The organism is Hyphomonas sp. (assembly GCF_013823385.1).
GTDB lineage: Bacteria > Pseudomonadota > Alphaproteobacteria > Caulobacterales > Hyphomonadaceae > Hyphomonas.
The window spans coordinates 52905-76538 of sequence record NZ_PNMA01000008.1; the positions used below are offsets into that span (position 1 = coordinate 52905).

Below are 23634 nucleotides of genomic sequence, written 5' to 3' on the forward strand. Positions count from 1 at the left end.
ACTGCGCTCATGAAGGCGCGCTGGGGGACGGCGCCTTATGGGAGGACACAAGATGAAACACGCAACCGTTGCCGCAGCTTTCTTCGGCGCCATGATCCTGCTTGCCGGATGCGGCCAGGGCAAAGTTGAGGGCAAGGATATCTCCGCCTCATCATCGGCCAAGGATATCGGCAAAGCGTATGTCGCCGAGCTGACCCGGATCGCCGACGCGCTGGAAACCGTGGAAGATGAAGCCAGCGCCCGCGCCGCTGCCGCGGACATCCGCAAGGCAGCCGACGGCCTCAAGAATATGGAAGAAGAACTGGGCGGAGAAATCTCCGGAATAAAGGCAATGCAGATCTTCGGCAGCAACTATCAGCAACTGGCCGACGCCCAGCTGCGGATGATGACAGCCCTCACCCAGCTGCAGGCTGAGCATCCTGAGCTGATGGAAATCATCGGCGAGGAAACAGACCGGCTGGGGCAATAGGCCCCCGCCCGGCGCGCTTCACTGCGGAGCGCGCGCCGCCGGGCAGCGCCCGCCCGTCACCTGCTCCACCACGGCCGGATCGCCATCGGTCTCTGCCGGCTCGATGCCGAGCGCGCAGGCGATCATCAGATAGACGTTCACATTCTCGAACGGCGCGGCCATCTCCCCTTCCGGAAAGATCGGCCCCGCCGCGATGAAGGTGGCCGCCATGGTGGGGTCGAGATTGTCGTAGCCATGCTGGCCGGGGATCGGCGCGCGCCAGCCGCCCAGATTGGCATTGCGCACCGACCAGCCCGGATCAGCCACCAGGAACAGGTCCGGCCCGCGCGTCGGGTGGTCGAAATGGTAGTGCGCGGGCATTTCGCCGCGCTTGTAGACATGGATGTGCTCGTCGAAATCCTTCAGGCCCTGATACGCCGCCTCCAGCGCTGCGCCTTCGCCATAGATATGCAGGAAGGTGTGGTTCGATCCACCATACGGGCCATTGAATTGCGGCACCGTCAGTTCCTTCAGGTCCAGATGGGCGCCGATATCGAGCACCTTTTCCGGGTCGATCCATTCCATGCCGTGGTCTGACACAACAATGATCGTCGTGCGCTCCAGCAGGCCGCGCGTCTTCAGCCCATCGACCAGCTGTCCGACATAGCCGTCCACCTCGGCCACCGCTTCCTTGGCTTTTTCAGACCTCGGCCCGAAATAATGCGCGGCCGTGTCCACGCGGTCGAAATAGATCGCGGCAAAGCGGGGCAGCTCTGCTTCGGGCGCGTCATACCAGCCGAGCACTTCGTCTACCCGGTCCTGATAGGGCTTGTTGTGTTCGTAGGGCGTCCAGCGGGTCGGACGCACACCGTCATGGGGCACTTCCGAGCCCAGCCAGAACATGATCGAGGTCGGCAGGCCCTGCTTCTCGGCGGTGATCCAGATCGGCTCGCCCTGCCACCAGCGCTCTTCCTGCGGGCCGGTGGCGCGGTCAAACTGCTCATTGGCGGCCTTGTCATAGGGATAGTTCTCCACCATCCCGTGATGCTTGGGGTAAAGCCCGGTCGCCAGAGAGTAGAAGTTCACAAAGGTCACGCTCGGCATCACCGGGCGCATGGCTTCGGCGCGCACGCCGCGCGCGGCCAGCGCCTTGAGATTTGGCGCCTCCCAGCGGTCGATCATCGGCGGGTTGAGGCCGTCCAGCCCGATCATCAGCACCAGCGGCGCCTCCGCAGCCGGGGCAGCGGTGTCTGTCTCGACAATCTGCGGCGACAGGAGCGACGCGGGCGGGGGCACCTCATTCTGCGCCGACTGGCACGCCGTCATCAGGACCGCCGCAAGCGCCGACACTATCCCTGTCCTCAACCGTCCCATGCCCTGCTCCTTCACGCCATCGGTAAACATCTTTCCGCCTTAGACCCCGAATGTAGCGGCGATGTGAAGCCCAGGAGCTGAAAAAGAGGTGACGGCAGGCCTCAACGCACTAAACAAAACGTCATGAAAAACTTCTGATGGGGAACCGCCATGAAACGACACAGCCTCCGCCTCGTGTCCATTGCCGCGCTTGCCGCTGCCCTTGCCGCCTGCGCCCAGACCGCCACCACGCCGGCCGCCACGCTTACCGCAGCCAGCGCCGCGCCAATCGCCGCCGAGCGCGTGACCAGGGGCAATCTCGTCCTCGAATCGATCCCGGAAATTCCCGCTGAGATCTCGGAGCGCCTCTCGGCCTATGAGAATGTCCGCAGCCATGCCTTCCTGGACTGGACTGGCGATGGCAGCATTCTGATCACCACCCGTTTCGGCGACACCAACCAGGTGCATGAGGTAAAGAGCCCCGGCGGCGCGCGCCGGCAGCTTACCTTCTTCGATGAAACCGTCAGCAATGCCACCGTGAACCCCAAGGGCGGCGCCTTCCTCTTCGCCCGCGACAAAGGCGGGGATGAATATTATCAGGGCTACCGCTTCGACCTGCAGACCGGAACGATCACCGGCTTTACAGAGCCTGGCACACGCAACGGCTCTCCCCTCTGGGCCGATGCCGGCCAGCTTGCCGCCTGGGCCCGCACCAATCCGGGTGACCCGAACAACGACATCATCATCGGCAACCCCGCCGACCCGGCCAGCGTGCGCGTGGCCCTGGAAGGCGAAGGCGCCATCGGCCCGGTCGACTGGTCCGATGACGGATCAAAACTGCTGCTGCAGCGCTATATCTCCATCGCGGAAAGCCGTCTCTTCGTTCTGGACGTGGCCTCCGGCGATCTGACGCAGATCAATCCCGGTGAAACGGTGTCCTATTCCGGCGGCGCGCTGCTCAGCGATGGCTCGATCCTCACCGCGACCGACAAGGACAGCGAGTTCACCAATCTGGTGAGGATCGCGCCTGATGGCACCTTTACCAACTATACCGGCGATATCGACTGGGGCGTGTCCGACTGGACGCTGTCGCCCGATGGCAACACGGTGGCCTTCACCCTGAATGAAGGCGGCCTAGGGACGATCCATCTGCTGGAGGTCGAAAGCGGCCATGTCCGTCCCGGCCCCACCCTGCCCGTGGGCATCGCCTCCGGCCTCGTCTTTTCCCGCAGTGGCAGCCATGTCGGCTTCACCTTCAACGCCGCCACAAGCCCGGCCGATGCCTGGTCATTCGATGTGGCGACGCTGAACCTCACCCGCTGGACCGAAGCGGAAACCGGTGGCCTCAACCCCGATACCTTCATCGAGCCCGTCCTCTTCGATTATCCGAATGCGGACGGCATGGATATTCCCGCCTTCATCTACAGGCCGAAGGGCGAAGGCCCGCATCCGGTGATCATCTCCATCCATGGCGGCCCGGAAGGCCAGTCCCGCCCCGGCTTTGCCTCCTCCTACCAGTATTGGGCGAATGAGCTGGGCATCGCTGTCGCCGTGCCCAATGTGCGCGGCTCCACCGGCTATGGCAAAACCTATGTGTCGCTGGACAATGGTCTCAACCGGAAGAAGTCTGTCGAAGACATCGGCGCCCTGCTCGACTGGATCGCGGCACAGCCCGATCTCGACAGCGACAAGGTGATCGTCCATGGCGGCTCCTATGGCGGCTATATGGTTCTCGCCTCGATGATCGATTACGCAGACCGGCTCGCCGGCGGCATCGACATTGTCGGCATTTCGGACTTCAAGACCTTCCTTGAGAACACCGAAGGCTACCGCGCAGACCTGCGCCGCGCCGAATATGGCGATGAGCGGGACCCCGTGATTGCCGCCTTCTTCGACGAGATTTCGCCGTTGAAGAATGCCTCAAAGATCACCAAGCCCCTGTTCGTCATCCAGGGCTATAACGACCCCCGCGTTCCGTATACGGAGGCCGAGCAGATCCTTGAAGCGGTCAAGGCCAATGGCGTGAAAGCCTGGTTCATGATGGCGATGGATGAAGGCCATGGCTTCCGCAAGAAATCGAACCGCGAGGCCCAGCGCGAGGCCGAAACCCTCTTCATCCAGGAAGTGCTCGCCGAAAAATGAGGCGCCGCACACCGCTCTTTCCCCGCGCCTGCCGGGAAAGAGCGGCTCCGGCTGCCGGAATTGCTTTTCCTCTCGACCCCGGCCAGCGGCGCGCTAAGTGTAGGCGGGCGCCAGCCCCGGCCGAGAGGAACCTCCATGATCACCCTGCACCATCTTGAGAAATCCCAGTCCATCCGCATCCTCTGGCTGCTGGAGGAGCTGGGGGTTCCCTATGAGATCAAGCTCTACGACCGCGACCCGCAGACGCGGCTTGCGCCCGCCGCCTACAAGGCCATCTCGCCGCTGGGCACCGCCCCGGTGATCACGGACGGCGCCATCACGCTGGCCGAAACCAACGCCATCGTCGACTATATCTGCGACACGCATGATACCGGCCGCCTGCGCCCCGCGCCCGGCTCACCCGAGCGCGTGAAATACCTCTTCTGGTTCCACACCTCGCAAGGCAGCCTGCAACCGCTGCTGACCAACAAGTTCGTAATGATGGCGATGCAGACGCGCGCGCCCTTCCTCGTTCGCCCCGTTGCCAGATCGCTCGTCGGCGCGCTGGATCAGGCTTTCTTCGGCCCGCGCCTGGCTGCCCTGTTCCGCGAGATCGAAAAGGCGCTCAGCGAGAGCAAATGGTTTGCCGGTGATGAACTCACCGCCGCCGACATGGTGATGGGCTATTCCATGGAACTCTGCGTTCACCGCGCCGGCATGGACGAGAAGACCCATCCCAACGCCTACCGCTTCCTGAAACAGATGCGCGAATACCCTTCCTATATCCGCGCCATGGAGAAGGATGGCAAAGGCACCATCCTCCTCTGATCTGATCCGCCTACGGATGGCGCCTAATCCAGCACATCCTTCACGGCCGGGCCCCAGGGCGAATTGCCGAGCATTGCCAGCTGCGTCTCGCGGGAGACCGCGTTGATTGCTTCCTGTGGCTTGTTGCCGGGATGCACGGGCCGGCGGAGCGGGCGCGTGCCGCGCGGCATGGCAATGATCTCGGCAATGGCGCGGGGAATGTCCATCGGGTCCGTCGTCCCGCCCCCGCTGCTCGGCTGGCCCATGCCGGCGGTCATTTCCGGATAAGCATCCAGCAATTCCTGCGGCGTGCGCGCCTTCAAGGCGGCGGCCCGCGCCGTGCTCTTTTCCCAGATCTTCGTTGGATAGCCGCCCGGCTGGATGATCGTGACCTCGATCCCCTGCGCGGCAACCTCATAGGCGAGGGTCTCCGACAGCGCCTCCAGCGCAAACTTCGTCGGCGAATAATGCCCGATGCCCGGAATGATGACGCGGCCCAGCTGGGAGGAGATCTGGAAAATCTGCCCCTTCCCCGCCGCGCGCATCGCCGGCAGCACGGCCCGCGCCATCCGGTGGGGCCCGAACACATTCGTCTCGAACAGCAGCTTTGTGGCTTCCATGTCCTGCACTTCGGCAGGCCCGCCAAGGCCGATCCCGGCATTGTTGATCAGCACGTCCAGCGTGCCGCCGGTCTTCTCCAGAACGGTGGCTACGCCGCTGGCAACGCTCTCATCCGACATCACATCGATTTCAACCACCTCGATGGCGAGCCCTTCCTCGCGGGCGAGCTGTGCCAGTCCCTCTGCTTCGGGCCGGGGCAGGTTCCGCATCGTGGCGAACACGCGCGCGCCCAGGCGGGCATAATGCTCCGCCCCAAGACGGCCAAAGCCGGAGGCGGCCCCGGTGATGAGAATGGACTTGCCCTCCAGTGCGCCAGGCGGCGGCGCCTGCGGCCCCGTCTCGCCCAGCGCTTTGGGCGCCCCGCTCATCGCCCCCAGCACTGCGGCTGATCCGCCGATCATCTGCCGGCGGGTTGCACCCTTCTTGCCCATGGCTCTCTCCCTCTCTGCTTGCTGACAGGACAATAGGCGGAAAAGCCGCAGAGACAAACAAAACCGGCGCGCTGGCAACGCGCCTCACGGGTCACATCTGCGTGGGGAGATCAGCCCACCTCAGCCGAATAGTTGATGGCGAAGCAATGCGTCCCCGCTGCCTCCCGCCGGTCGCCCAAGTTTGGCAGCGCGTTTGTTGACCGGTATTGAAACGGCCCGTCCTCCTGCTTCCGCGGGGCGGCGAACTCCGCGCAGATCTGCGTGACGCGGCCCTCCTCGCGCACCAGAGCAAAGGGCGCGTCCGTGACGGGATCCACGCGCAGGTCGCCATTGAAGCATTTGTCCTGCGCCGTAGACCGGTATTCCTTCCAGACCACCTCCAGCTGCTCGGCCGTTTCTGGAATCTCCATCCCGGCCTTCTGCAGGCAGACGAGGGCATTGGCCGTCGAGAGCAGTGCTGTTTCCCGCTGCTGGTCCTCTTTCAGCCGCCGCGCTTCGGCAGGCCCACCGGTCACCGCCAGCCCGGCCACAATCGCCGCCAGAACGATCACCCCCAACCCCGTCCACAGGACCATATCCCGGCTAAATGCCATTGGCTTCGTCCCGCTCTGCATTGGTGATGAAATAGCCGAAGATCGCCCCGGCGATTGCCGCCACCACCAGCGCCTTCAGGGCAAAGCGCAGGGTCAGCTCGCCGCTGAGGAAATTGTAGACGACCGAGATTGCATCGGCGACGAGGATGGTGCCCGCAATCACGAGGCTGACATAGATCAGCCATTTGCGGATGCGGGAGCGTTGCAGGGCGGGGTTGCTGCGCCGCGCCTTCAGCAGGATGCGCGCCAGCCAGAAGAAGATCGGTGTGCCGACGATCAGCCCGGCAATCGCCGAGCGTATCTGCGTGTCCGACCCGCCCCAATAGCGGTAGGGCTGCTCGATCTTGTCCGGCACCGCCGTATCGATCAGCGCAAACAGCAGGGAGCCAAGATTGTAGGCCACCACGCTGAGCACGATGAAGAAGAGAAGGTAGAAGAAGGCCTCACGGGCCGAGAGATAGGATTGCGGCCGGGGTACAGCGACCGGGAAGGCCGTCTCGGCAAAGGCGGAGAGGGACTCGTCCACCTCCTCTGCCCGCCATCCGGCATCCAGCAGCGCCGTCCGGATCGCGGGCCGCGCCTGCCCTCTTTCGAGGGCTTCCTTGACGAAAGCTGTCAGTATGCTGTTGGCCATAGGTTCCCCGGATCGCGATCAGTGTTGACGCGCAGAGTGGACGCCAATCAGGGCGTTCACAAGACAATTTCCAGGAGGAGAAGGTGGAGGCTTCTGTTGCCAGGCGCCTCCGGGCCCCGCCTAGGGGTCTGAAACCCTAGGAGTTAAGGTCGGAAAACATCCGGCCGCTTACGCAGCCATCAGTTCGCCTTCAGCAAAGTTGTCGTTTGCAACTATTTGCTTGTGAGCTTCTAACGCAGCTCATGCGAGCGAAAGCCTCGTCTTTACACGTCCGTCGACACTATTTCGGCCCCGTCAGAAACAGACCTTCAGAGAGGTCTGCTTGTGGTGGAGCCGCCGGGTACCGCCCCCGGGTCCGAGCCGCTTATTACACGCGCGTTTATCGCCATAGTCCGAAGACCGGGCCAATATAGGGGATAGCCGGGCCAAAGGTAAGCCCCTGATATCCCCTATATGGCCCCACGGGCAGCCATCACCCGGCCTGCCCTGCCGCTGCGGCCGGGAGAGCCGGGCGGTAAGCTTCCGCATTTGTTGTGAATTCCGCATGGCCATAGCGTTTGAGCAGCCTGTGGATCTTCGCCACCAGGCGCCGGTCCGCCATCTCCCGCAAGCCAGGCACCTTCGCCGCCGCGCCATATAGCGCCATTTTCAGCCCGATCATGGGCAGCACGATCCCGGCCACGAGATAATCCAGGAAACCCACCTCGACGCCCATGTCCCGCGCCGCCTTGACGCTGCCGCCGAGGAAGCTCTGGACCAGCACCATCCGCCCCACCCGGCGCTCCAGCGAATTGTGGATACGGTTGCCCAGCGACTTGTCCGGCGGCAGGTAGGCAGCCAGCGTGGCGCGCACGAGCTCGCCGCAGGTGGCGTCGTCAAAGCCCTCGCGGATGGAGGCGCTGCGCGCGTTCATGATGTCGATAATGCCTTGGGGCGTATCCATCAGCAGGTCTTCCGGCAGGCCCAGCAGGTAGCAGCGATAGCGGCTGAACTCGACGCGGGCGCGCTCCTCCGGCGTGAACTCGGTGCGCCCCTGTTCCACCATCTTGAAAGCCAGCAGGAACACATCGATCAGCCCGGCCGGCATCTGGTCCACCTGCGGGATCGGAATGCCGTAGACGGACTTGTCCCAGCTCTTGCTCATTCCGCGCAGCACATTGAACCGCACCATGGAATGCATCAGGCGCACCATCGCCGCCGCCTTGAACCCCTCCCCGCGCGGCTCCAGCGCGCCGGGCAGCGTCGTGACGGTGAAGAAGGTCGCCGTCTCGTTCACGCGCTTGGCCGCCGTGGTGTTGGAAAGCGTGCCGGTCAGCGCCATTGGCAGGGCGGTATATTTGTTCATGAAGGTGGCCAGGAAGGCGCCGCGGATCGTCCAGGGCGCAAACACCGCCATCGGCAGGCGGTTGAGCTCTGCGCCCCGGCGCACCAGGTCCATGTTCAGCCAGGCGGGTCTCACTTCCATTTCGGCGATCAGCGCGGCCAGTTCCGGCGGCGCATCCGGCACAGCGCCGATGCCCTCGTCGCAGGCCGTCTGCAGCATGCTGACCAGCCGCTTGAACCCGTATTTGGGCATCAGGGCGGCATAGGCATCCGCCGTCACATCGCCCAGCATCGTATAGGCACGCACCCGCGCCACCATATCGGCCGGCGGGGCGGGGAACTTGTCGGCATAGGCAGCCATCGTGCTGACCGAGATGTCATCGGTGTACCGCTCGGGCGTCGCCGAGAAATCCACGCCGCCATACATCACCGGCAAAACAGTCTTCTGAAGCTGGATGCGCTGGTGAACAGCGTAGAGCGATACGGGCATAGAGACAGTCCTTGGCTAGCTTGAACAAATAATGTAAGTAATTCTCAGATTTTCCACTCGCATCAGAAAAACAGCTGAGCGCAGGAAAGTTGGGGGACGCAAATGACTGAAAAGACGCGGAGAAATCCGAAGCAAGCGCGTGCGCAGGCCACTGTGGACGCGATTCTGGCGGCAACCTTTCAGCTTCTGGAGAGCGAAGGGGAAGGCCGGCTGACCACAAACCGCATTGCCGAACGCGCCGGTGTCAGCATCGGCACGCTCTATCAATACTTCAAGGACCGGGACGACATTCTCGCCGCCATGGGCGAGCGTCAGGCCGAAGCGCTGCGCCAGAAGATCACCGAGATCGTGCTCGCCGCGCCGGAACAGAACGCCATCCGCACCATCATCCAGGCGATCATGGGCGGCATCGAAGGCTCGCCTGAAACGCGCATCGTGCTGATGGACGCCCTGTTCAAGGCGCGGGGCGAAAGCATCATGAGCGAGCATCACCTGGCATTCGTCGAGGCGATCAGCTCACGGAGCGATCTCAAGCTGGTGCTGGGCCGGGAGTCTGCCTTCGTGCTGACCCATGCGGTGATCTGCCTCCTGCGGTCTGCCGCTGCCGAGCCGGAACTGGAGCTGGATCCCAAGGCGCTGGAAGATGAACTTGTGCTGCTGATGGAAAGCTATCTCATCGCCCTGGGCGCCAGAGCCGAAAAGGCAGCGGGCAAAGCCTAACCGCCGTGGAAATGGCCGTAGATGCGGATGGCAAGGGCCTCATTGACGCCTTCGACTTCCATCAGGTCGGCGACCTTGGCGCGGGAAACGCCGCGGGCTGAGCCGAAATGGTGGAGGAGCGCCTTCTTCCGGGCCGGGCCGATGCCTTCGATTTCGTCGAGCGGGGAGCGGGCGGCTTCGGCGGCGCGTTTCTGGCGGTGGGCGCCGATGGCCCAGCGGTGAGCTTCGTCCCGCAGGCGCTGGAGATAGTATAAAACCGGCGCATTTTCAGGGAGTTTGAAGGGGGCTCTGCCGGGCCGGAAGAATTGTTCGCGGCCGGCATTGCGGTCAACGCCCTTGGCGATGGACACCAAAGTCACGTCTTCCGGCGTCAATCCGAGCTCCGCGAGGGTCTCCAGAGTGGCATTCAGCTGGCCAAGACCGCCATCAATCAGGACAAGATCAGGCCAATCCTGGACATTTCCGGACTCTTTTTCCTTCAGCGCGCGCGCAAAGCGCCGCCGCATGACTTCCCGCATCATCCCGTAATCGTCGCCGGGGGTCAGCTCGGTGTCCTTGATGTTGAACTTCCGGTAGGCCTGTTTGCGGAAGCCTTCGGGGCCGGCCACGATCATGCCGCCGACGGCGTTCGTCCCCTGGATGTGGGAGTTGTCGTAGACCTCGATCCGCTCCGGCGGCCTGGCCAGATCAAACACCTTCTGCACTTCGGTGAGCAGCCGCTCCTGGCTGGCGCTTTCGGCGAGCTTGCGTGAGAGCGCTTCGCTGGCATTGCGCTCGGCCTGGGTCAGCAGGTCACGTTTGGCGCCGCGCTCGGGCCGACGCAGCTCGATCTTCCGGCCAGCTTTCAGGGCGAGGGCTTCCTCGATCAGCTCGGCCTGTTCGGGCAGTTCATTGACGAGGATCAGCCTGGGCGGCGGGCGCTTGTCGTAGAACTGCACCAGGAAGGCGGCGAGGATCTCGCCCACCGACTGGTCGCGTTCATGGCGGGGGAAGTGGGCGCTGGCCCCCCAGTTCTGACCCGCCCGGATGAAGAAGACCTGCACGCAGGAGACCCCGCCCTCCATAGAGATGGCGAAGACATCGGCCTCCTCGATCCCGTCGGGGTTCACGTCCTGGGTGGAGCGGACATGCGCGATGGCGCGGATACGGTCGCGCAGCCGGGCGGCCGTCTCGAACTCCATGGCTTCGGAGGCCGCTTCCATCTCGGCGGCCAGCCGTTTCTGGAGGTCGGCCCCCTTCCCGCGCAGGAAGTCGGCCGCTTCATCGGCCAGCTCGGTATAGTCTTCCTTCGAGATCAGCCCCACGCAGGGCCCGGCGCAGCGCTTGATCTGGTGCAGCATGCAGGGGCGCGTGCGGGCCGAATAGACGCTGTCCTCGCAGGTGCGCAGCAGGAACGCCTTCTGAAGCGTGTCGAGCGTGCGCATCACCGCCCCGGCATTGGCGAAGGGGCCGAAATAGTCGCCCTCATCCTGCTTGGAGCCGCGATACTTCTTGATCTGCGGCGCCTCATGATTGCGGCGGATCAGGATATAGGGGAACGACTTGTCATCGCGCAGCAGCACGTTGAAGCGGGGTTTGAGCGATTTCACGAGGCTGGCTTCCAGCAGCAGCGCTTCGGTCTCGCTTTCGGTGACGACGAATTCCATCGCCCGCGTCATCGAGATCATCCGCGCGATGCGCTGGGTGTGGCCGCCCATGCGGGTATAGTTCGAGACGCGCGCCTTCAGGTCGCGTGCCTTGCCGACATACAGCACCTCCCCCGCCTCCCCGAACATGCGGTAGACGCCGGGCTTGGCCGGAAGGTGTTTCAGGTTTTCTCGGATGACGTCCACCCCGCGGATCGGGGCAGCGCCGGGGCTCGCATCGGTCATGGGGCAGAGATAGTCGAGACCGGCGGGCCGGGAAAGCTCAGGCGCTGCGCGCGGGCTGTCAGAGGGAAATGCGGCCGGACATCAGCAGCCCGCCAAACACCCCGGTGGCCACGAACAGCAGAAGGATGCCGGCGAAGTACCGGCCGCTGGGATTGCCTACGCCTTCCCCCCGGCCGCCGGGCAGGAACATGTAGCAAAGCATCAGCACGCCGAGACCGCCCAGCAGGCTCTTCTCAACCAGGCTCAGCTCGCCGACGAACTCGGCAGCGGCGCCGGCAAGCCCCGACATCTCGTGGCTGGCGCGGGTAACTACGGCGTCAAAATTCTGGGTCCAGCTATCCATGCTCATGGCACTGCTCCGGATGTTGTGCTCTGCCTTCAGGCAGTTTTATCCGCAACACAGCAAATTATGGGCCAGTTACGTTAGCGCCTCGCGAAAATGCCGGTAAAATTTGATCGATCTGGTTCACCGCTTGGGCAACCCTGCCCGCGCCTGCCGCCGGCGGGACACGGCAGCGCCAATTTAAGCGCCTTGAAGGCCTGCCGGGCCTCCAGTAAGCGTGCCGCAACTGCTGCCCCTCCAGAGAAAAAGGACCGCCCCAATGGCCGCCGACCTCCGCCTGTCCGATGCAATCGACCGCGTGAAACCCTCCGCCACGATTGCCGTTACGACCAAGGCCAACGAGATGAAGCGCCAGGGGCTGGACGTGATCGGCCTCGGCGCCGGGGAGCCGGATTTCGACACGCCGGAGAACATCAAGGAAGCCGCCATCCGCGCCATCCGCGAAGGCAAGACCAAATACACCCCTTCGGACGGCATTCCGGAACTGAAGGAAGCCATCGTGGCAAAGTTCGCCCGCGAGAATGGCCTCACTTACAAGACCTCGCAGGTGAACGTGTCGCCGGGCGGCAAGGCCGTGCTGTTCAACGCCTTCATGGCGACGCTGAACGCGGGCGACGAGGTGGTGATCCCGGCGCCCTACTGGGTGAGCTATCCGGAGATGGTGCTGCTGTGCGGGGGTACGCCGGTCGCCGTCTCCTGCGGCGCCGACACGGCCTACAAGCTGACACCGGAAAAGCTGGAAGCGGCGATCACACCGAAGACCAAATGGCTGATCCTCAACTCGCCCTCCAACCCTACCGGCGCGGCCTATACCGGCGCCGAGTTGAAAGCGCTGGCCGATGTGCTGATGCGCCACAGCCAAGTGTGGGTGCTGACGGACGATATGTATGAGCACCTCGTCTATGACGGCTTCGAATACAGGACGATCGCCCAGGTCGAGCCCGCGCTCTATGACCGTACGCTGACGATGAACGGCGTCTCGAAAGCCTATGCCATGACCGGCTGGCGCATCGGCTATGCCGCCGGCCCGGAGAAGCTGATCGGGGCCATGCGCAAGGTGATGGACCAGTCCACCTCCAACCCCTGCTCGGTCAGCCAGTGGGCGAGCGTCGAGGCGCTGAACGGCCTGCAGGATTTCCTGCCTGGCTTCCGCGCTGCCTATGCCGGCCGCCGCAATCTGATGGTGGAAGGCCTGAACCAGGCCGCCGGGATCGTCTGCCCGAAGCCGGAAGGGGCCTTCTATGTCTACCCCTCCTGCGAGGCGCTGATCGGCAAGAAGACCGCTGCCGGCACGGTGATCGACAGCGACAAGACCTTCGCTGCCGAGCTTCTGGAAGCGGAAAAGGTGGCCCTCGTTTTCGGCGAAGCCTTCGGCCTGCCGGGCACCTTCCGCATCTCCTACGCCACCTCCGACGCCATCCTCAAGGAAGCGCTGGTCCGCATCCAGCGCTTCTGCGGCAGCCTCACCTGATCACCTGTCATAGGCGGAACCTATACCCGCAAAGCGGGTTTCGGATTGGAATATCAGTCTCCCGGTCCCAATATGGATGGGGTAGCGGGGGGCTGTTCCCCCAATCTGTTTCAAAAGGAGAATTTCATGTCCATCGACATCGGAATGTCTGACGAAGCCCGTAAATCCTCAGCTGATGCCCTGAAGACCCTGCTGGGCGAGACCTATGCGCTCTATGTCAAAACTCATGGCTATCACTGGAACGTCACGGGGCCGCGCTTCAATTCGCTGCACAACCTGTTCATGACGCAATATACCGAGCTGTGGCAGGCTCTGGATGAAATCGCAGAGCGCATCCGCGCGCTGGGCCATTTTGCGCCGGGCTCCTCCGGCGAGATGATGGAACATGCGACCATCAAGCCCGACAATGGCGTGCCCGACGCCGAGGACATGCTGAAAAACCTCGCCGCCGGCCATGAAGCGGTCAGCCGCGCGGCCAAGTATGGCATCACCATCGCCGAGAAGAATGCCGACCCGGTGAGCGTCGACCTCTTCACCCAGCGCGCGCAAATTGCCGAGAAGACCGCCTGGATGCTGCGGGCTTCGGTCTGACACGCCCCCTGCCATCCTTCCGTACAACGCTCATCCTGAGCGAAGTCGAAGGATGGCCACAAGCGTAACCGTCAAGCCCCGGCTCGCCCTTCGACTTCGCTCAGGGTGAGCCGGGAGGAGCGCGCCCCCTACCCCTCAAACGCCACGCCCAGCCCGCGCGCCATGCCGGCGAGGGCGTCGCGCATGTAGGTGCGGGAAACTTTTGCCCGCATGTCGCGCATGTAAGCATGCGGCGCGCCGGGATAGACGTGCAGCTCGACCGGCACACCTTCGGCCATCAGGCGGCGGGCATATTCGAGGTTTTCCTCCGTGAAAAGATCAAGCGCGCCGGTGGAGATGAAGGTGGGCGGCAGGCCGGCGAGACTTTGCGCGCGCGCGGCCGCCGCATAGGGCGAGACGCCGGGGCTGCCGGGCGGCTGGCCCAGCAGCGAGGCCCAGCCGAAATGGTTGGACGCATTGGTCCAGATGAACTCGCCATATATCGGCGAGAGATCAGCGCGCACCGCCGTGCGGTCGTCCAGCATAGGGAAGATCAGCTGCTGGTGGCAGAAACGGTATTCCCCCCGGTCGCGCGCCAGGAGGGCGAGCGCCGCGGCGAGGCCGCCACCGGCGCTTTCGCCCGTCACCGCGATGCGGGCGGTGTCGAGGCCGAGGCTGGCCGCTTCCCGGTTCATCCAGGCGGCGGCGGCATACGCATCTTCCACATTGCCGGGATAGCAGGTCTCCGGGGCGAGGCGGTAGGCCGGCGAGACGACGACCGCGTCGAACAGGTCCGCCCAGAGGGCGCATTGCGGGCCCATGAATTCCGGATTGCCGGAGATATAACCCCCGCCATGCAGATGCAGGATCGCCGGGCGCGGGCCCCTGGCGCCGTCTTTCTTGCGGTAGAGTTTGACGCGCACATCGGGGGCGCCCTCCGGGCCGGGAATGAAGCGCTCCTCCATCGCCACCGTTTCGGGCAGCGGTGGCAGCTGCGCCAGCCCGGCCCGGTTCATCTCGCGCACCGCAGGCAGGTTTTCGGCATTGATGTTGATCGTCGGGAAGCTCTCAAGGAAGGGCAACAGCTCAGGATCAACAAGATGGCGGGATGACATGGGTTTCCTCCGGATATTTTCTCGATGCCAGCATTCCCGATCCGGAAGGGAGCGTCGAGCCCTTGCGGCGGGGCAGCCAGAGAGAATCCCGTTGACAGAAACCGCTGACATGCGACCACTCAGGCCGCATGACGATAACTTCCCTGCCCGGACGCGAGCGTAGCGACGCCCTCGAAGGCGGCGTGATTGCCCATTACATCACGCGGCCCGATGATCCCCACCTGCTGCGCTTCTACGCCGCCTATGATGCCGCCTTCATCCTGCCCGACGAGAAGGAAGACCTGGACGGCTTCCGCGCCTGTCTCGCCCTCAATGACGGCGAAGCCTATGAGCGCCTTTCGGCGCTATACGGGCCTTACCGGGAGATGGCGATCCTGCTGACCGAAGGGGCGAACGGCCCGGTGCTGGGGGCGGCCAATTTCATCGCCTTTGCCGGCGACGGGACGGACCCGACGGTCTCCCTCTCCTACATCTTCGTGGACGCAAATCAGCGGCGGCGCGGCCTGTTCGGCCTCCTGATGCACCTCATCCGCGAGGAAGCGCGCGAGGCCTTTGCCTGGCCGGAGGGCGACATTCCCGCGCCCCTGATCTTCATCGAGATGAACAATCCGGTGAAGATGAGCCCGGAAGACTATGCGCTCGACAGCCAGCATGCGGGCCTCGATCAGGTTGACCGGCTGAAGATCTGGGAGCGGCGCGGGGCGCGGCTTGTGGGCATGGACTATCGCCAGCCGCCCCTGTCAGACGATCAGGGATCGGAGGATGAGTTGCTGCTCGGCGTGCTCGGCTCTGGCGGCGCGGAGTCTCTGACCGCCTGCCGGATGCTGGCGCATATGCGGCGCTTCTTCGGGGTAACGGTTCTGAAAGGGCGTGACCCGGTCGGGTCGCCTGTGGCCGCCGCTCAGCTCGCCGCGCTGGACGCGGCCTGCCAGCGCGGCGACCGAATTCCCCTCACCGGATTTGAATCAGTCTTCGCCGCTGCCGCACAGGTGCGACGGGACCGAAGCTAGCCGGCGGGGGGCCGGCGACCGAAACTTCAGGGGAGGCCCGGATGACGGAGATGGCCGGCATCAGCCACGGCTTTGAGGAGTGCGAGGACAAGTCTGTCTATTTCACCCTCTCGCTATATGTCAGTGAAAAGAAGGTCACCGCCGCGCTCGGGCGCCATCTGGACGCCGAAACCGTGCGGGATTTCCAGCCGGGCTACCGGGGCAGCAAACGCCTGCGCGACGCGGTGGAGCCGCTGTTCAACGACATTGCCGACCGCGAACGCCTGGGCGCGGTGGATGACTTCCTGCTCGATACGCTCTGCCCGCAGAATGGCGAGTTCATCGAGATCACGGCGCCTTACGAGATCGCCTGGTCGACCGAGGGGCGCCGCTTCATCGCCACCCCGCCGGGCCTCGGCAAGACGCGCACCCTCCGGGTGCGGCGCTTCTGGTATACCCATGCCAATGGCGCCATTGGCTATCACCTCTCCTTCCGCTATAATTACGACCACACGCCCGGAGAGTTCTACTTCCTCTCCCTGCTGCAGAAGGCGGCCGCGCCGAAGGAGTTTGAAGCGGCCCCGCGCCCCCAGGGCGCCCCGCCCTTCCGCGCCACCGATGACCGCACCGGCATTGCCCCGCTGGACCTGTTGCGCGTGAAAAGCCCGCGCGGAGAGGATCTCAGCTTCTGGCAATATGTGCGCGCCTCCTTTGATCTGGACGCGGAAGACCTGTTTGGCAAACTGCCAAGCGATACCGGCAAGGGCCGCGCCCCGCTGCTGGCACCTACCTTCGACGCGCTGGTGGCCGAGGCGCCGTTCATCGAGGTGCCCGGCCTGACGATGCCGGTGTCGCGCCTCCTCTTCTTCTTCGAGGACGCCACCTTCTTCCGCCGCCTGCTGCCCGAGCCGGACCCGGTGACCGGCCTGCCCCCGCCGCGCACGCTGATGGTGCAGGAGGAATGCTACCTGCCCTATCAGCAGAAGCTGGACGGCCTCAATCCGCGCGGCCTGGTGGATGTGCCCGAGGTCCGCATGGGGCCGGACTACTGGCATTGGGTGATGAACCGCCCCGACTATGACAAGTTCACCGATGCGGAGATCGAGGCGGCCCGCAAGACCCGGCCCGGCATGGACGACCGGCGCCGTCAGGACTGCCTGCAATACCTGTTCATGGCCGGCTTCAACCAGAACATCATCGACTTCATGAACCAGGACCCGTCCGAGATCCTGGATTCAACCGACCCGATCTACCCGGCCAATGAGGCACAGGCGACCGAGCGGAAATTCGTCCGCTTCGCCAATCCGCGCGCCCTGACCACCTATGTGGAAAAGGCCCGCAGCCTGGAGGCCGCCAACGACTATATCGGCACCTGCCCCTATGCCTTCATGATCCATGTCGTCTCGATGCATAACGAGTTCATGACGCGGGAATATGAGGCCTCCGCCTTCGACCTCATCGATGAGGTGGAAAAGCTCGGCAGCAAGGGCCGGCTGAAGCGCGCGGCGGAAGCCTTCTACGCCTTCCGCACCGGGCAATATGCCGACTATTACCGCGACCGGTACCTGAACGTCTTCCGCTATGACACCGAGAGCGAGGTGTTCGAGAAGATGACCCAGCTGCGCGGTATCGGCCGGCGGAATCATTATATCGAACGCCTGATCTCGAACATGGAAAGCCAGACCCGGGACCGGGAAGCGCGCCTCGCCAAGAAGGACGAGAGCGCGATGAACCTGCTGCTCGGCGCGTTGGGCGTGTTCGGCTTCTTCCAGCTGGCCATGATGTGGGCCGACAAGCTGCGCGATCTCAGCCGGAATGACGAGGTTTCCGTCAGCCTCAGCTGGGTGCCCCCCTTCCTCGACCTGTCAGGCGGGAATCTCGATCAACCCTGGAACGAGTTTTCGGTTTTCGTGCTCTACGCCTCGATGACCTTCACGATTGCGCTCGTGATTTTCCTGATCTGGCGTCTTATCCGTGGATTCTTGCGGTAAAGTGTGTTTTGTAAATTCTGTAAATCCAGAAACCCGGCTTTTCAGACCTTACAAGCCGCCCCGGACGCACCAGAAAAAGAAAGCCCGGCAGCATCTGAAGACGCGCCGGGCATAAAGTGGGGTCCTGAAGGGGGGAGGAAACGCCCAATCGGAGGAATGATCGGGTTATGCCCAGGACCCTTGGCATGACGCCTAGATAGGCCATCTTCGCTGCAATGCAACATGCGACACAGCAGCCCAATCATGCAATTCTGCATGCGTTACACTAAGTTCACTAACCTTGACGCATAGAAGGCCGCCGCAGCGACTCTGTCTCGGCCGTCAGGAACTCCCGGAAAGCCGCCACGCGCTTGGATCGGCGCAGGTCGCTGGGGTAAATGAAGTAAAGATCGAAAACCGGCCCAGTTACTTCAGGAAGCACCCGCACGAGGCGGGGCAGCGTCGCGGCCATATAGTCCGGCACGTCGGCAATCCCGAGACCGGCATCAACCGCCCGGAGCATTGCGAAGACGTTGTTCACTTTCAGGGTCGCATTGCGGGGGGGTGCGTCATCGCGCCCTACCCGGCAGGCGAAGGCCATTTCGAACAGCGGGGTGGATTCGTCGCCATAGGCGATGATCCGGTGATTATCGAGATCCTGAGGCTCCTTGGGCACGCCATGGGCCTTGAGATATTCGGGCGAGGCATAGAGGTTGGTGCCCAGCGAGCCGAGCTTGCGCTGGATCAGGTCTGCCTTGTCGGCCGGCCAGAGGCGCACGGCGCATTCGGCTTCCAGCTTCAGAAGGTCATATTCGAACTGGTCATCGAGCCGCAGATCGAGCCGCAGATCGGGATGGCGGCGGATAAAATTGCCGAGCCGGGGCACCATCCAGATCGACCCGAAGGCGACCGGGGCAGCCACGATCAGCTCTCCCTGCGGGGTTTCCTGCTGGTCGCGCAGGGCCGTGTTGGCCGATTGGGCGGCCGAGGCCATCTCCATCGTCGAGCGGTAGAGGGTGTGGCCGCTATCGGTCAGCACCAAGCCGCGCGCATGGCGCTGGAACAGCGAGACGCCGAGCTGTTCCTCCAGCGCCGCAATCTGGCGGGAGACGGCGGATTGGGAAATGCCGAGGCGCTCGCCCGCAAGGGTCAGGCTGCCGGATTCGGCGGCGGCGTGAAATGATCTGAGCTTACCCCAATCCATGGGAAGGGTTTGTGACGGGAGTTTGAACCTGCGGCAAGAGGAATGACGCGCCGGGTTGCTTTTTGGAACGCAATATCCTTGGCGCGGCGTCACCATTTGCAAGCCGCCCGCCCCTGCCTAAACAGGAAGAAAGACAGCCAGACAGGGAAGGAAACCGTCCATGCAGATCACCAATGATACCGCCGCCGTTGTCACCGGGGGCGCCTCGGGCCTTGGCCAGGCCACCGCCCGCGCCCTGGCCAAGGCCGGCGCCAAGGTCGCCATCTTCGACATCAATGCCGAAGCCGGCGAAGCCACCGCCAAGGAAATCGGCGGCATCTTCTGCAATGTGAACATCATGGACGAAGCCTCCGTCGTCGCCGGCTTCGAGAAGGCCCGCGCCGCCCACGGCCAGGAGCGGATCACGGTGCATTGCGCCATGGCCTCGAAAGGCGGCAAGACGCTTTCCTGGGACAAGGAGAACGCCCGCTACAAACGCCTCTCGACCGAAGACTATGAGTTCGGCGCGCGTGGCGTGCTGGTCGCGTCCTACCGTATCGCCTCGCTCTCGGCCGAGGGCATGGCAAACCTGCCGGAGCTGGAAGATGGCGAGCGCGGCGTGATCACGCTGACCGCATCAGTGGCCGCGCAGGATGGCCAGATCGGACAGGTCGTCTACGGATCATGCAAGGCGGGCGTCAACGGCCTCGTCCTGCCGATGGCGCGGGACCTGATGGATATCGGTATCCGCGTCAACTCGATCATGCCGGGCATCTTTGCCACGCCGCTGATGCTGCGCGCCTCCGACAAGGTGCTGAACTCGCTCGCCTCATCGGTCCCCTTCCCCAAACGCCTCGGCAAGCCGGAAGAGTATGGGTCTCTGGTGCTGGAGCTGGTGCGCAACACCTATTTCAACGCCCAGTGCCTCCGCCTCGATGGCGGCATCCGGATGGCGCCGAGGTAAGCTGTTACCTCCGCTCATCCCCGCGAAGGCGGGGATCTCGCAAGGTTCATCCAAGCCTCCCCAGATCCCCGCCTTCGCGGGGATGAGCGGATGGAAGTTCAGGTCAGCACCTCTCCCCCAATCCTCACAATCTCCGTGAGCAGAAGATCAAGATCGGTGTCCTGCGTGCGGTGGTTGGTGAGGTTGATGCGGATGGCGAGGCGGCCCTTGAGACGGGTGGTCGACGGGGCCGCAATGCCGCTTTCCTGCAGGCGCAGGACGATTTCCTCGTTCAGCGCGTCGAGCGCGGCTTCCTCAAGCCCTTCCGGGCGCAGGCGGAAGCAGCAGATGTTGAGCCGCGCCGGGGCCAGCAGCTCAAAGCGCCGGTCAGCCGCCACCTTGCCCGACAGATAGGCTGCCTGCGCGCAGTTGCGGGCAATCGCAGCGCCGAGCCGCTCCGTGCCAAAGCCGGCAATCTGGGACCAGACCTTCAGGGCACGGAAACCGCGTGACAGCTCCGGCCCATATTCCACCGGCCAGGGGTTGCCCGCGGCAATGCCACGTTCGGTGCCTTTGAGATAATCCGGCCGGTCGGAGAAGGCGTGGCGATGCAGTGCTTCATCGCGCACCAGAACGCAGCCGGCATCATAGTTCACATGCAGCCATTTATGGAAATCGAAGGCGATGGAATCGGCCTGGCTGATGGCGGCAAAGCGGCTGGCATGTTCGGGCGAGAGGCGCGCCAGCGCGCCGAAAGCGCCATCGACATGGAACCAGAGGCCTTCGGCCCTTGCGATGCCGGAAAGCTCCGCCAGCGGATCGGTTGAGCCGGTATTGACGGTGCCGGCCGTGCCGATGATGAGGAATGGCGTAAGGCCCGCTTCCCGGTCGGCCCGGATGGCGGCGCGCAGGGCCTCCATATCCATCTCATAGGCCTCATTGACCGGAATGCGCCGCAGCGCGTCCGTGCCGAGGCCCAGAATGTCGAAGGCGCGCGGGTTGCAGGCATGGGCCTCGGCGGAGGCATAGCCGACCAGCCTGTCGCCGCAGATGCCTTCCTTCCGGCTACGGAAGTCCAGGCGGGCGTCGCGCGCGGTCTTCACCGCGATGACCGTGGCAAGCGATGTGCCCGAAACGATCAGGCCACTGGCGCTCTCGGGGAAGCCGAACATCTCGCGGCACCAGGCAATCACCTGGCGCTCGACATAGATGGCGCCATGGTCGCGCCCGCCGGCATTGGCGTTGAGGGCGCTGGCGGTGATCTCCGCGAGCAGGTTCTGCGGCGTGCCCGAGCCATGCACCCAGCCGAAGAAGCGGGGATGGGTGTTGCCCACGCCATAGGGCAGGAGCGCGGCGAGCTGGCCGGCAAGGTCTGCCTCCCCCTGCCCGTCCTTGGGGAGGGGCTGGGCGAAGGCAGCCTTCATTTCCGGCGGAAACGGGGTCCAGACCCGGCCTTCGCGATTGGCGGTCATCTTGTCGATGGCGGCGTCGAGCAGGTCGTGCGCGGTCTGGCGGAAGGCGGCCCAGTCGGCAGGGTCGAGCCCCTGGCTGGGGGCGGGTGATTTGGGGTCAGTCATGGGAGGACAGGCCTTTGAACTTGGGCGCTTACTGACTCGCCCAGAGGATGCGCGCAATCCAGGCAATCTCGGAGGGCTTGAATTCCCTCGGGTCATAGGCCGGGTTGAGGGAGGCCAGTTCGATGGTGCGGACGTTGCGTTTGGCCAGCACCTTGGCCATCACTTCGCCGGAGGTGGTCTTGGCGACGACCCGGTCTCCGATCTTCACCTCGGCGCCGGGGGCGACGATGATCCGGTCGCCGGCGCGGTAGGCGGGCTCCATCGAATCGCCACTGATTTCAAGGGCATAGACGGTCTCTGCGCCGAGCCCAGGGAAGCGGACTTCCTCCCAGCCGGCGCCGACCGGGAAGCCGGCATCATCGAAGAAGCCGTCCTGCCCGGCCTGGGCAAAGCCGATCAGGGGGGCCGAGCCACCCCGGCGGCCTTCGACGAGGGCGGCAAAATCATCAAAGCCTGCGCCGACGGCTTCGAGGGCGCGGGCGAGGCTTTCGGTGCTGGGCCAGCGGGGGCGGCCATCGGCGCCTTCGCGCTTGGACGGGTTGAAGCTGGTGGGGTCGAGCCCGGCCCGTTTGGCGAGGGCTGAGGGGGTGAGGCCGTGATGGGCGGCGAGCCGGTCAAGCCCCCGCCAGATGTCCTTGTGCTGCATCAGGATGCGCCATTCTGAAACCTTGGAATATATTCCTATTGCAGGAATTTTTCCCTATCGTCAACGGCTTGGCGGTGTCCAGTCGGATGGGGGGACATTGCGGCGGCGCAGGCGGATGGCGAGGCCGAGCGCGACCCCGACGCCGATGGCGATCGTGAGGTCTGCCACCACCGTCAGCACCAGTGTCAGCAGCAGGAGCAGCCGGTCTTCCAGGGGCAGGCGCGCATATTCGGCCCATTTGTCCGGCTCGGACATATTCCAGGCGGTGAGCAGCAAAAGCCCGGCCAAGGCGGGTAAAACCAGCTGCCCGGCAAGGTCAGACAGGGACAGCATGATGACAAGCAGGGTCAAAGCATGGACAATTCCGGACACCGGCGTCTGCCCGCCGGCCTTCACATTCGTGGCCGTGCGCGCAATCGCGCCGGTGGCCGGCAAACCGCCGAACAGCCCCGATCCGAGATTGGCCGCGCCCTGCGCCATAAGTTCCGCATTGGGGCGATGGCGCCCGCCGATCATCCGGTCTGCCACCATGGCGGAGAGAAGCGATTCGACCCCGGCCAGGAAGGCGATGACGAGGGCCGACGGCAGCAGCTCTTTCAAACGGGCGAGGGTGATCTCCGGCAGGCCGGGCACCGGCAGGCGGGAGGGCAGATCGCCGAAGCGGCTGGCGATGGTATCCACCGGCAGATGGGCAAAGGCGGCCACCGCCGAGGTGAGCCCGACGGCGACGATGAGGCCCGGCCAGCGCGGCGCCAGGCGCCGGAAGAGGACGATCAGCAGGATGGTGGAGAGGCCAATGCCGAGGGCGGCGGGATTGAATGTTGCCCTCGCCTCCCAGAGGGCGGGCAGCTTGTGCAGGAAATCCGCCGGCAGATGATCAATCTGCAGCCCGAAGAGGTCCTTGAGCTGGCTGGTGGCGATGATCAGGGCGATGCCCATGGTGAAGCCGTTGACCACCGCTTCCGGGATGAACTGGATGAGATTGCCGAGCCGCAGCGCGCCGGCGGCCAGCAGGATGAGCCCGGCCATCAACGTGGCCAGCACCAGCCCGTCAAAGCCATGATGGGCGATGACGCCATAGACGACCACGATGAAGGCCCCGGTGGGCCCGCCGATCTGCACCCGGCTGCCCCCGAGTAGCGAGATGAGCAGGCCGCCGATGATCGCCGTGACGAGGCCGACGCCGGGATCGGCGCCCGAGGCGATGGCGATGGCGAGGCTGAGCGGGAGGGCGACCATGGCCACGGTGACGCCGGCGAAGGCATCTGCCGCGAAGAGTTTCGGCGTGTAGGTCTTGAGGGTGGTAAGGAGTTTCGGGGTCACATCGCTGGCGGGCGCGAGGATTTGCGGGCGTCCGTACTTCAGTAATGCCTAAAGTAGGGAGGGTCGCGGCGCAACTGTGGCGCTTGTTCGCA

Annotated in this window: 21 protein-coding genes and 1 other RNA gene; 9 read left to right on the forward strand and 13 right to left on the reverse strand. The window is 64.3% G+C overall.

What is annotated here, in order from left to right; all coding sequences use genetic code 11:
- Positions 1-52 precede the first annotated feature (52 nt).
- The gene (locus C0456_RS07095) at positions 53-469 is read left to right on the forward strand and encodes a hypothetical protein (protein ID WP_291050033.1); all 417 of its coding nucleotides are present in this window, start codon (positions 53-55) and stop codon (positions 467-469) included.
- An 18-nt stretch (positions 470-487) separates the two neighbouring features.
- Here C0456_RS07095 and C0456_RS07100 read toward each other — a convergent pair whose 3' ends face one another.
- Positions 488-1852 carry an alkaline phosphatase family protein gene (locus tag C0456_RS07100; RefSeq protein WP_291050034.1) on the reverse strand — a complete coding sequence of 455 codons (1365 nt, stop codon included), beginning with the start codon at positions 1850-1852 and terminating at the stop codon, positions 488-490.
- 120 nt (positions 1853-1972) lie between these two features.
- On the opposite strand from C0456_RS07100, the gene C0456_RS07105 reads away from it, so the two are divergent.
- Positions 1973-3943, forward strand: a complete 1971-nt coding sequence (locus C0456_RS07105) for a prolyl oligopeptidase family serine peptidase (RefSeq protein ID WP_291050036.1) — start codon at positions 1973-1975, stop codon at positions 3941-3943.
- A 135-nt stretch (positions 3944-4078) separates the two neighbouring features.
- Positions 4079-4750, forward strand: a complete 672-nt coding sequence (locus tag C0456_RS07110) for a glutathione S-transferase family protein (protein ID WP_291050038.1) — start codon at positions 4079-4081, stop codon at positions 4748-4750.
- Positions 4751-4773: 23 nt separating this feature from the next.
- Here C0456_RS07110 and C0456_RS07115 read toward each other — a convergent pair whose 3' ends face one another.
- The 5 genes from C0456_RS07115 to C0456_RS07135 form a co-directional block, all read right to left on the reverse strand.
- Positions 4774-5781, reverse strand: a complete 1008-nt coding sequence (locus C0456_RS07115) for an SDR family oxidoreductase (protein ID WP_291050040.1) — start codon at positions 5779-5781, stop codon at positions 4774-4776.
- A gap of 110 nt (positions 5782-5891) precedes the next feature.
- Positions 5892-6374 carry a hypothetical protein gene (locus tag C0456_RS07120; RefSeq protein ID WP_291050042.1) on the reverse strand — a complete coding sequence of 161 codons (483 nt, stop codon included), beginning with the start codon at positions 6372-6374 and terminating at the stop codon, positions 5892-5894.
- A complete protein-coding gene (locus tag C0456_RS07125) occupies positions 6364-7008 on the reverse strand; it encodes a DUF5671 domain-containing protein (RefSeq protein WP_291050044.1) in 645 nt (214 codons plus the stop codon). The genes C0456_RS07120 and C0456_RS07125 overlap by 11 nt, the downstream gene beginning before the upstream one ends.
- 82 nt (positions 7009-7090) lie before the next feature.
- Positions 7091-7447: a transfer-messenger RNA gene (gene ssrA, locus C0456_RS07130) on the reverse strand.
- Positions 7448-7480: 33 nt separating this feature from the next.
- Positions 7481-8821, reverse strand: coding sequence for an oxygenase MpaB family protein (locus tag C0456_RS07135; RefSeq protein ID WP_291050046.1), 1341 nt, complete (start codon positions 8819-8821; stop codon positions 7481-7483).
- A gap of 102 nt (positions 8822-8923) precedes the next feature.
- Here C0456_RS07135 and C0456_RS07140 point away from each other — a divergent pair, with 102 nt between their 5' ends.
- Positions 8924-9541, forward strand: a complete 618-nt coding sequence (locus tag C0456_RS07140) for a TetR/AcrR family transcriptional regulator (RefSeq protein WP_291050048.1) — start codon at positions 8924-8926, stop codon at positions 9539-9541.
- Here the strand turns inward: C0456_RS07140 and uvrC are convergent.
- Both uvrC and C0456_RS07150 read right to left on the reverse strand, forming a co-directional pair.
- Complete coding sequence (gene uvrC / locus C0456_RS07145) at positions 9538-11412, reverse strand: excinuclease ABC subunit UvrC (protein WP_291050050.1); 1875 nt, start codon at positions 11410-11412, stop codon at positions 9538-9540. The genes C0456_RS07140 and uvrC overlap by 4 nt on opposite strands.
- A 58-nt stretch (positions 11413-11470) precedes the next feature.
- Positions 11471-11761: a hypothetical protein gene (locus C0456_RS07150; protein ID WP_291050052.1), complete on the reverse strand. Its 291-nt coding sequence runs from the start codon at positions 11759-11761 to the stop codon at positions 11471-11473.
- A gap of 253 nt (positions 11762-12014) precedes the next feature.
- Between C0456_RS07150 and C0456_RS07155 the strand changes: the two genes are divergently transcribed.
- Both C0456_RS07155 and C0456_RS07160 read left to right on the forward strand, forming a co-directional pair.
- Positions 12015-13226: a pyridoxal phosphate-dependent aminotransferase gene (locus C0456_RS07155; RefSeq protein ID WP_291050054.1), complete on the forward strand. Its 1212-nt coding sequence runs from the start codon at positions 12015-12017 to the stop codon at positions 13224-13226.
- 126 nt (positions 13227-13352) lie between these two features.
- Entirely contained in the window at positions 13353-13817 is a 465-nt protein-coding gene (locus C0456_RS07160; RefSeq protein ID WP_291050056.1) for a Dps family protein, read from the forward strand.
- 128 nt (positions 13818-13945) lie between these two features.
- Here the strand turns inward: C0456_RS07160 and C0456_RS07165 are convergent, their stop codons facing one another.
- Entirely contained in the window at positions 13946-14911 is a 966-nt protein-coding gene (locus tag C0456_RS07165) for an alpha/beta hydrolase (RefSeq protein ID WP_291050058.1), read from the reverse strand.
- A gap of 128 nt (positions 14912-15039) precedes the next feature.
- Between C0456_RS07165 and C0456_RS07170 the strand changes: the two genes are divergently transcribed.
- Together C0456_RS07170 and C0456_RS07175 are read left to right on the forward strand one after the other, a co-directional pair.
- Positions 15040-15921, forward strand: a complete 882-nt coding sequence (locus tag C0456_RS07170) for a hypothetical protein (protein WP_291050060.1) — start codon at positions 15040-15042, stop codon at positions 15919-15921.
- 41 nt (positions 15922-15962) lie between these two features.
- Positions 15963-17891, forward strand: coding sequence for a hypothetical protein (locus C0456_RS07175; RefSeq protein WP_291050062.1), 1929 nt, complete (start codon positions 15963-15965; stop codon positions 17889-17891).
- 274 nt (positions 17892-18165) lie between these two features.
- Here the strand turns inward: C0456_RS07175 and C0456_RS07180 are convergent, their stop codons facing one another.
- Entirely contained in the window at positions 18166-19074 is a 909-nt protein-coding gene (locus C0456_RS07180; protein ID WP_291050064.1) for a LysR family transcriptional regulator, read from the reverse strand.
- 160 nt (positions 19075-19234) lie between these two features.
- On the opposite strand from C0456_RS07180, the gene C0456_RS07185 reads away from it, so the two are divergent.
- Entirely contained in the window at positions 19235-20017 is a 783-nt protein-coding gene (locus C0456_RS07185; protein WP_291050066.1) for an SDR family NAD(P)-dependent oxidoreductase, read from the forward strand.
- A gap of 98 nt (positions 20018-20115) precedes the next feature.
- On the opposite strand, the gene C0456_RS07190 is transcribed toward C0456_RS07185, so the two are convergent.
- From C0456_RS07190 to C0456_RS07200, 3 genes are read right to left on the reverse strand one after another with little or no spacing between them, the layout of a single operon-like run.
- Positions 20116-21573, reverse strand: coding sequence for a pyridoxal-dependent decarboxylase (locus C0456_RS07190; RefSeq protein ID WP_291050068.1), 1458 nt, complete (start codon positions 21571-21573; stop codon positions 20116-20118).
- 28 nt (positions 21574-21601) lie between these two features.
- Positions 21602-22219 carry a helix-turn-helix transcriptional regulator gene (locus C0456_RS07195; protein WP_291050070.1) on the reverse strand — a complete coding sequence of 206 codons (618 nt, stop codon included), beginning with the start codon at positions 22217-22219 and terminating at the stop codon, positions 21602-21604.
- A 60-nt stretch (positions 22220-22279) separates the two neighbouring features.
- A complete protein-coding gene (locus C0456_RS07200) occupies positions 22280-23542 on the reverse strand; it encodes a SulP family inorganic anion transporter (RefSeq protein WP_291050073.1) in 1263 nt (420 codons plus the stop codon).
- Between the last annotated feature and the right edge of the window lie 92 nt (positions 23543-23634).

Excerpts from the sequence above, each read along its gene's own strand:
- C0456_RS07180 (WP_291050064.1), bottom strand. The coding sequence starts at position 19,074 with ATGGATTGGGGTAAGCTCAGATCATTTCACGCCGCCGCCGAATCCGGC.
- C0456_RS07140 (WP_291050048.1), top strand. The coding sequence starts at position 8,924 with ATGACTGAAAAGACGCGGAGAAATCCGAAGCAAGCGCGTGCGCAGGCC.
- C0456_RS07150 (WP_291050052.1), bottom strand. The coding sequence starts at position 11,761 with ATGAGCATGGATAGCTGGACCCAGAATTTTGACGCCGTAGTTACCCGC.
- C0456_RS07115 (WP_291050040.1), bottom strand. The coding sequence starts at position 5,781 with ATGGGCAAGAAGGGTGCAACCCGCCGGCAGATGATCGGCGGATCAGCC.
- uvrC (WP_291050050.1), bottom strand. The coding sequence starts at position 11,412 with ATGACCGATGCGAGCCCCGGCGCTGCCCCGATCCGCGGGGTGGACGTC.
- C0456_RS07165 (WP_291050058.1), bottom strand. The coding sequence starts at position 14,911 with ATGTCATCCCGCCATCTTGTTGATCCTGAGCTGTTGCCCTTCCTTGAG.
- C0456_RS07100 (WP_291050034.1), bottom strand. The coding sequence starts at position 1,852 with ATGTTTACCGATGGCGTGAAGGAGCAGGGCATGGGACGGTTGAGGACA.
- C0456_RS07155 (WP_291050054.1), top strand. The coding sequence starts at position 12,015 with ATGGCCGCCGACCTCCGCCTGTCCGATGCAATCGACCGCGTGAAACCC.
- C0456_RS07190 (WP_291050068.1), bottom strand. The coding sequence starts at position 21,573 with ATGACTGACCCCAAATCACCCGCCCCCAGCCAGGGGCTCGACCCTGCC.
- C0456_RS07185 (WP_291050066.1), top strand. The coding sequence starts at position 19,235 with ATGCAGATCACCAATGATACCGCCGCCGTTGTCACCGGGGGCGCCTCG.
- C0456_RS07095 (WP_291050033.1), top strand. The coding sequence starts at position 53 with ATGAAACACGCAACCGTTGCCGCAGCTTTCTTCGGCGCCATGATCCTG.
- C0456_RS07160 (WP_291050056.1), top strand. The coding sequence starts at position 13,353 with ATGTCCATCGACATCGGAATGTCTGACGAAGCCCGTAAATCCTCAGCT.
- C0456_RS07170 (WP_291050060.1), top strand. The coding sequence starts at position 15,040 with ATGACGATAACTTCCCTGCCCGGACGCGAGCGTAGCGACGCCCTCGAA.
- C0456_RS07125 (WP_291050044.1), bottom strand. The coding sequence starts at position 7,008 with ATGGCCAACAGCATACTGACAGCTTTCGTCAAGGAAGCCCTCGAAAGA.
- C0456_RS07105 (WP_291050036.1), top strand. The coding sequence starts at position 1,973 with ATGAAACGACACAGCCTCCGCCTCGTGTCCATTGCCGCGCTTGCCGCT.
- C0456_RS07195 (WP_291050070.1), bottom strand. The coding sequence starts at position 22,219 with ATGCAGCACAAGGACATCTGGCGGGGGCTTGACCGGCTCGCCGCCCAT.
- C0456_RS07175 (WP_291050062.1), top strand. The coding sequence starts at position 15,963 with ATGACGGAGATGGCCGGCATCAGCCACGGCTTTGAGGAGTGCGAGGAC.
- C0456_RS07110 (WP_291050038.1), top strand. The coding sequence starts at position 4,079 with ATGATCACCCTGCACCATCTTGAGAAATCCCAGTCCATCCGCATCCTC.
- C0456_RS07135 (WP_291050046.1), bottom strand. The coding sequence starts at position 8,821 with ATGCCCGTATCGCTCTACGCTGTTCACCAGCGCATCCAGCTTCAGAAG.
- C0456_RS07120 (WP_291050042.1), bottom strand. The coding sequence starts at position 6,374 with ATGGCATTTAGCCGGGATATGGTCCTGTGGACGGGGTTGGGGGTGATC.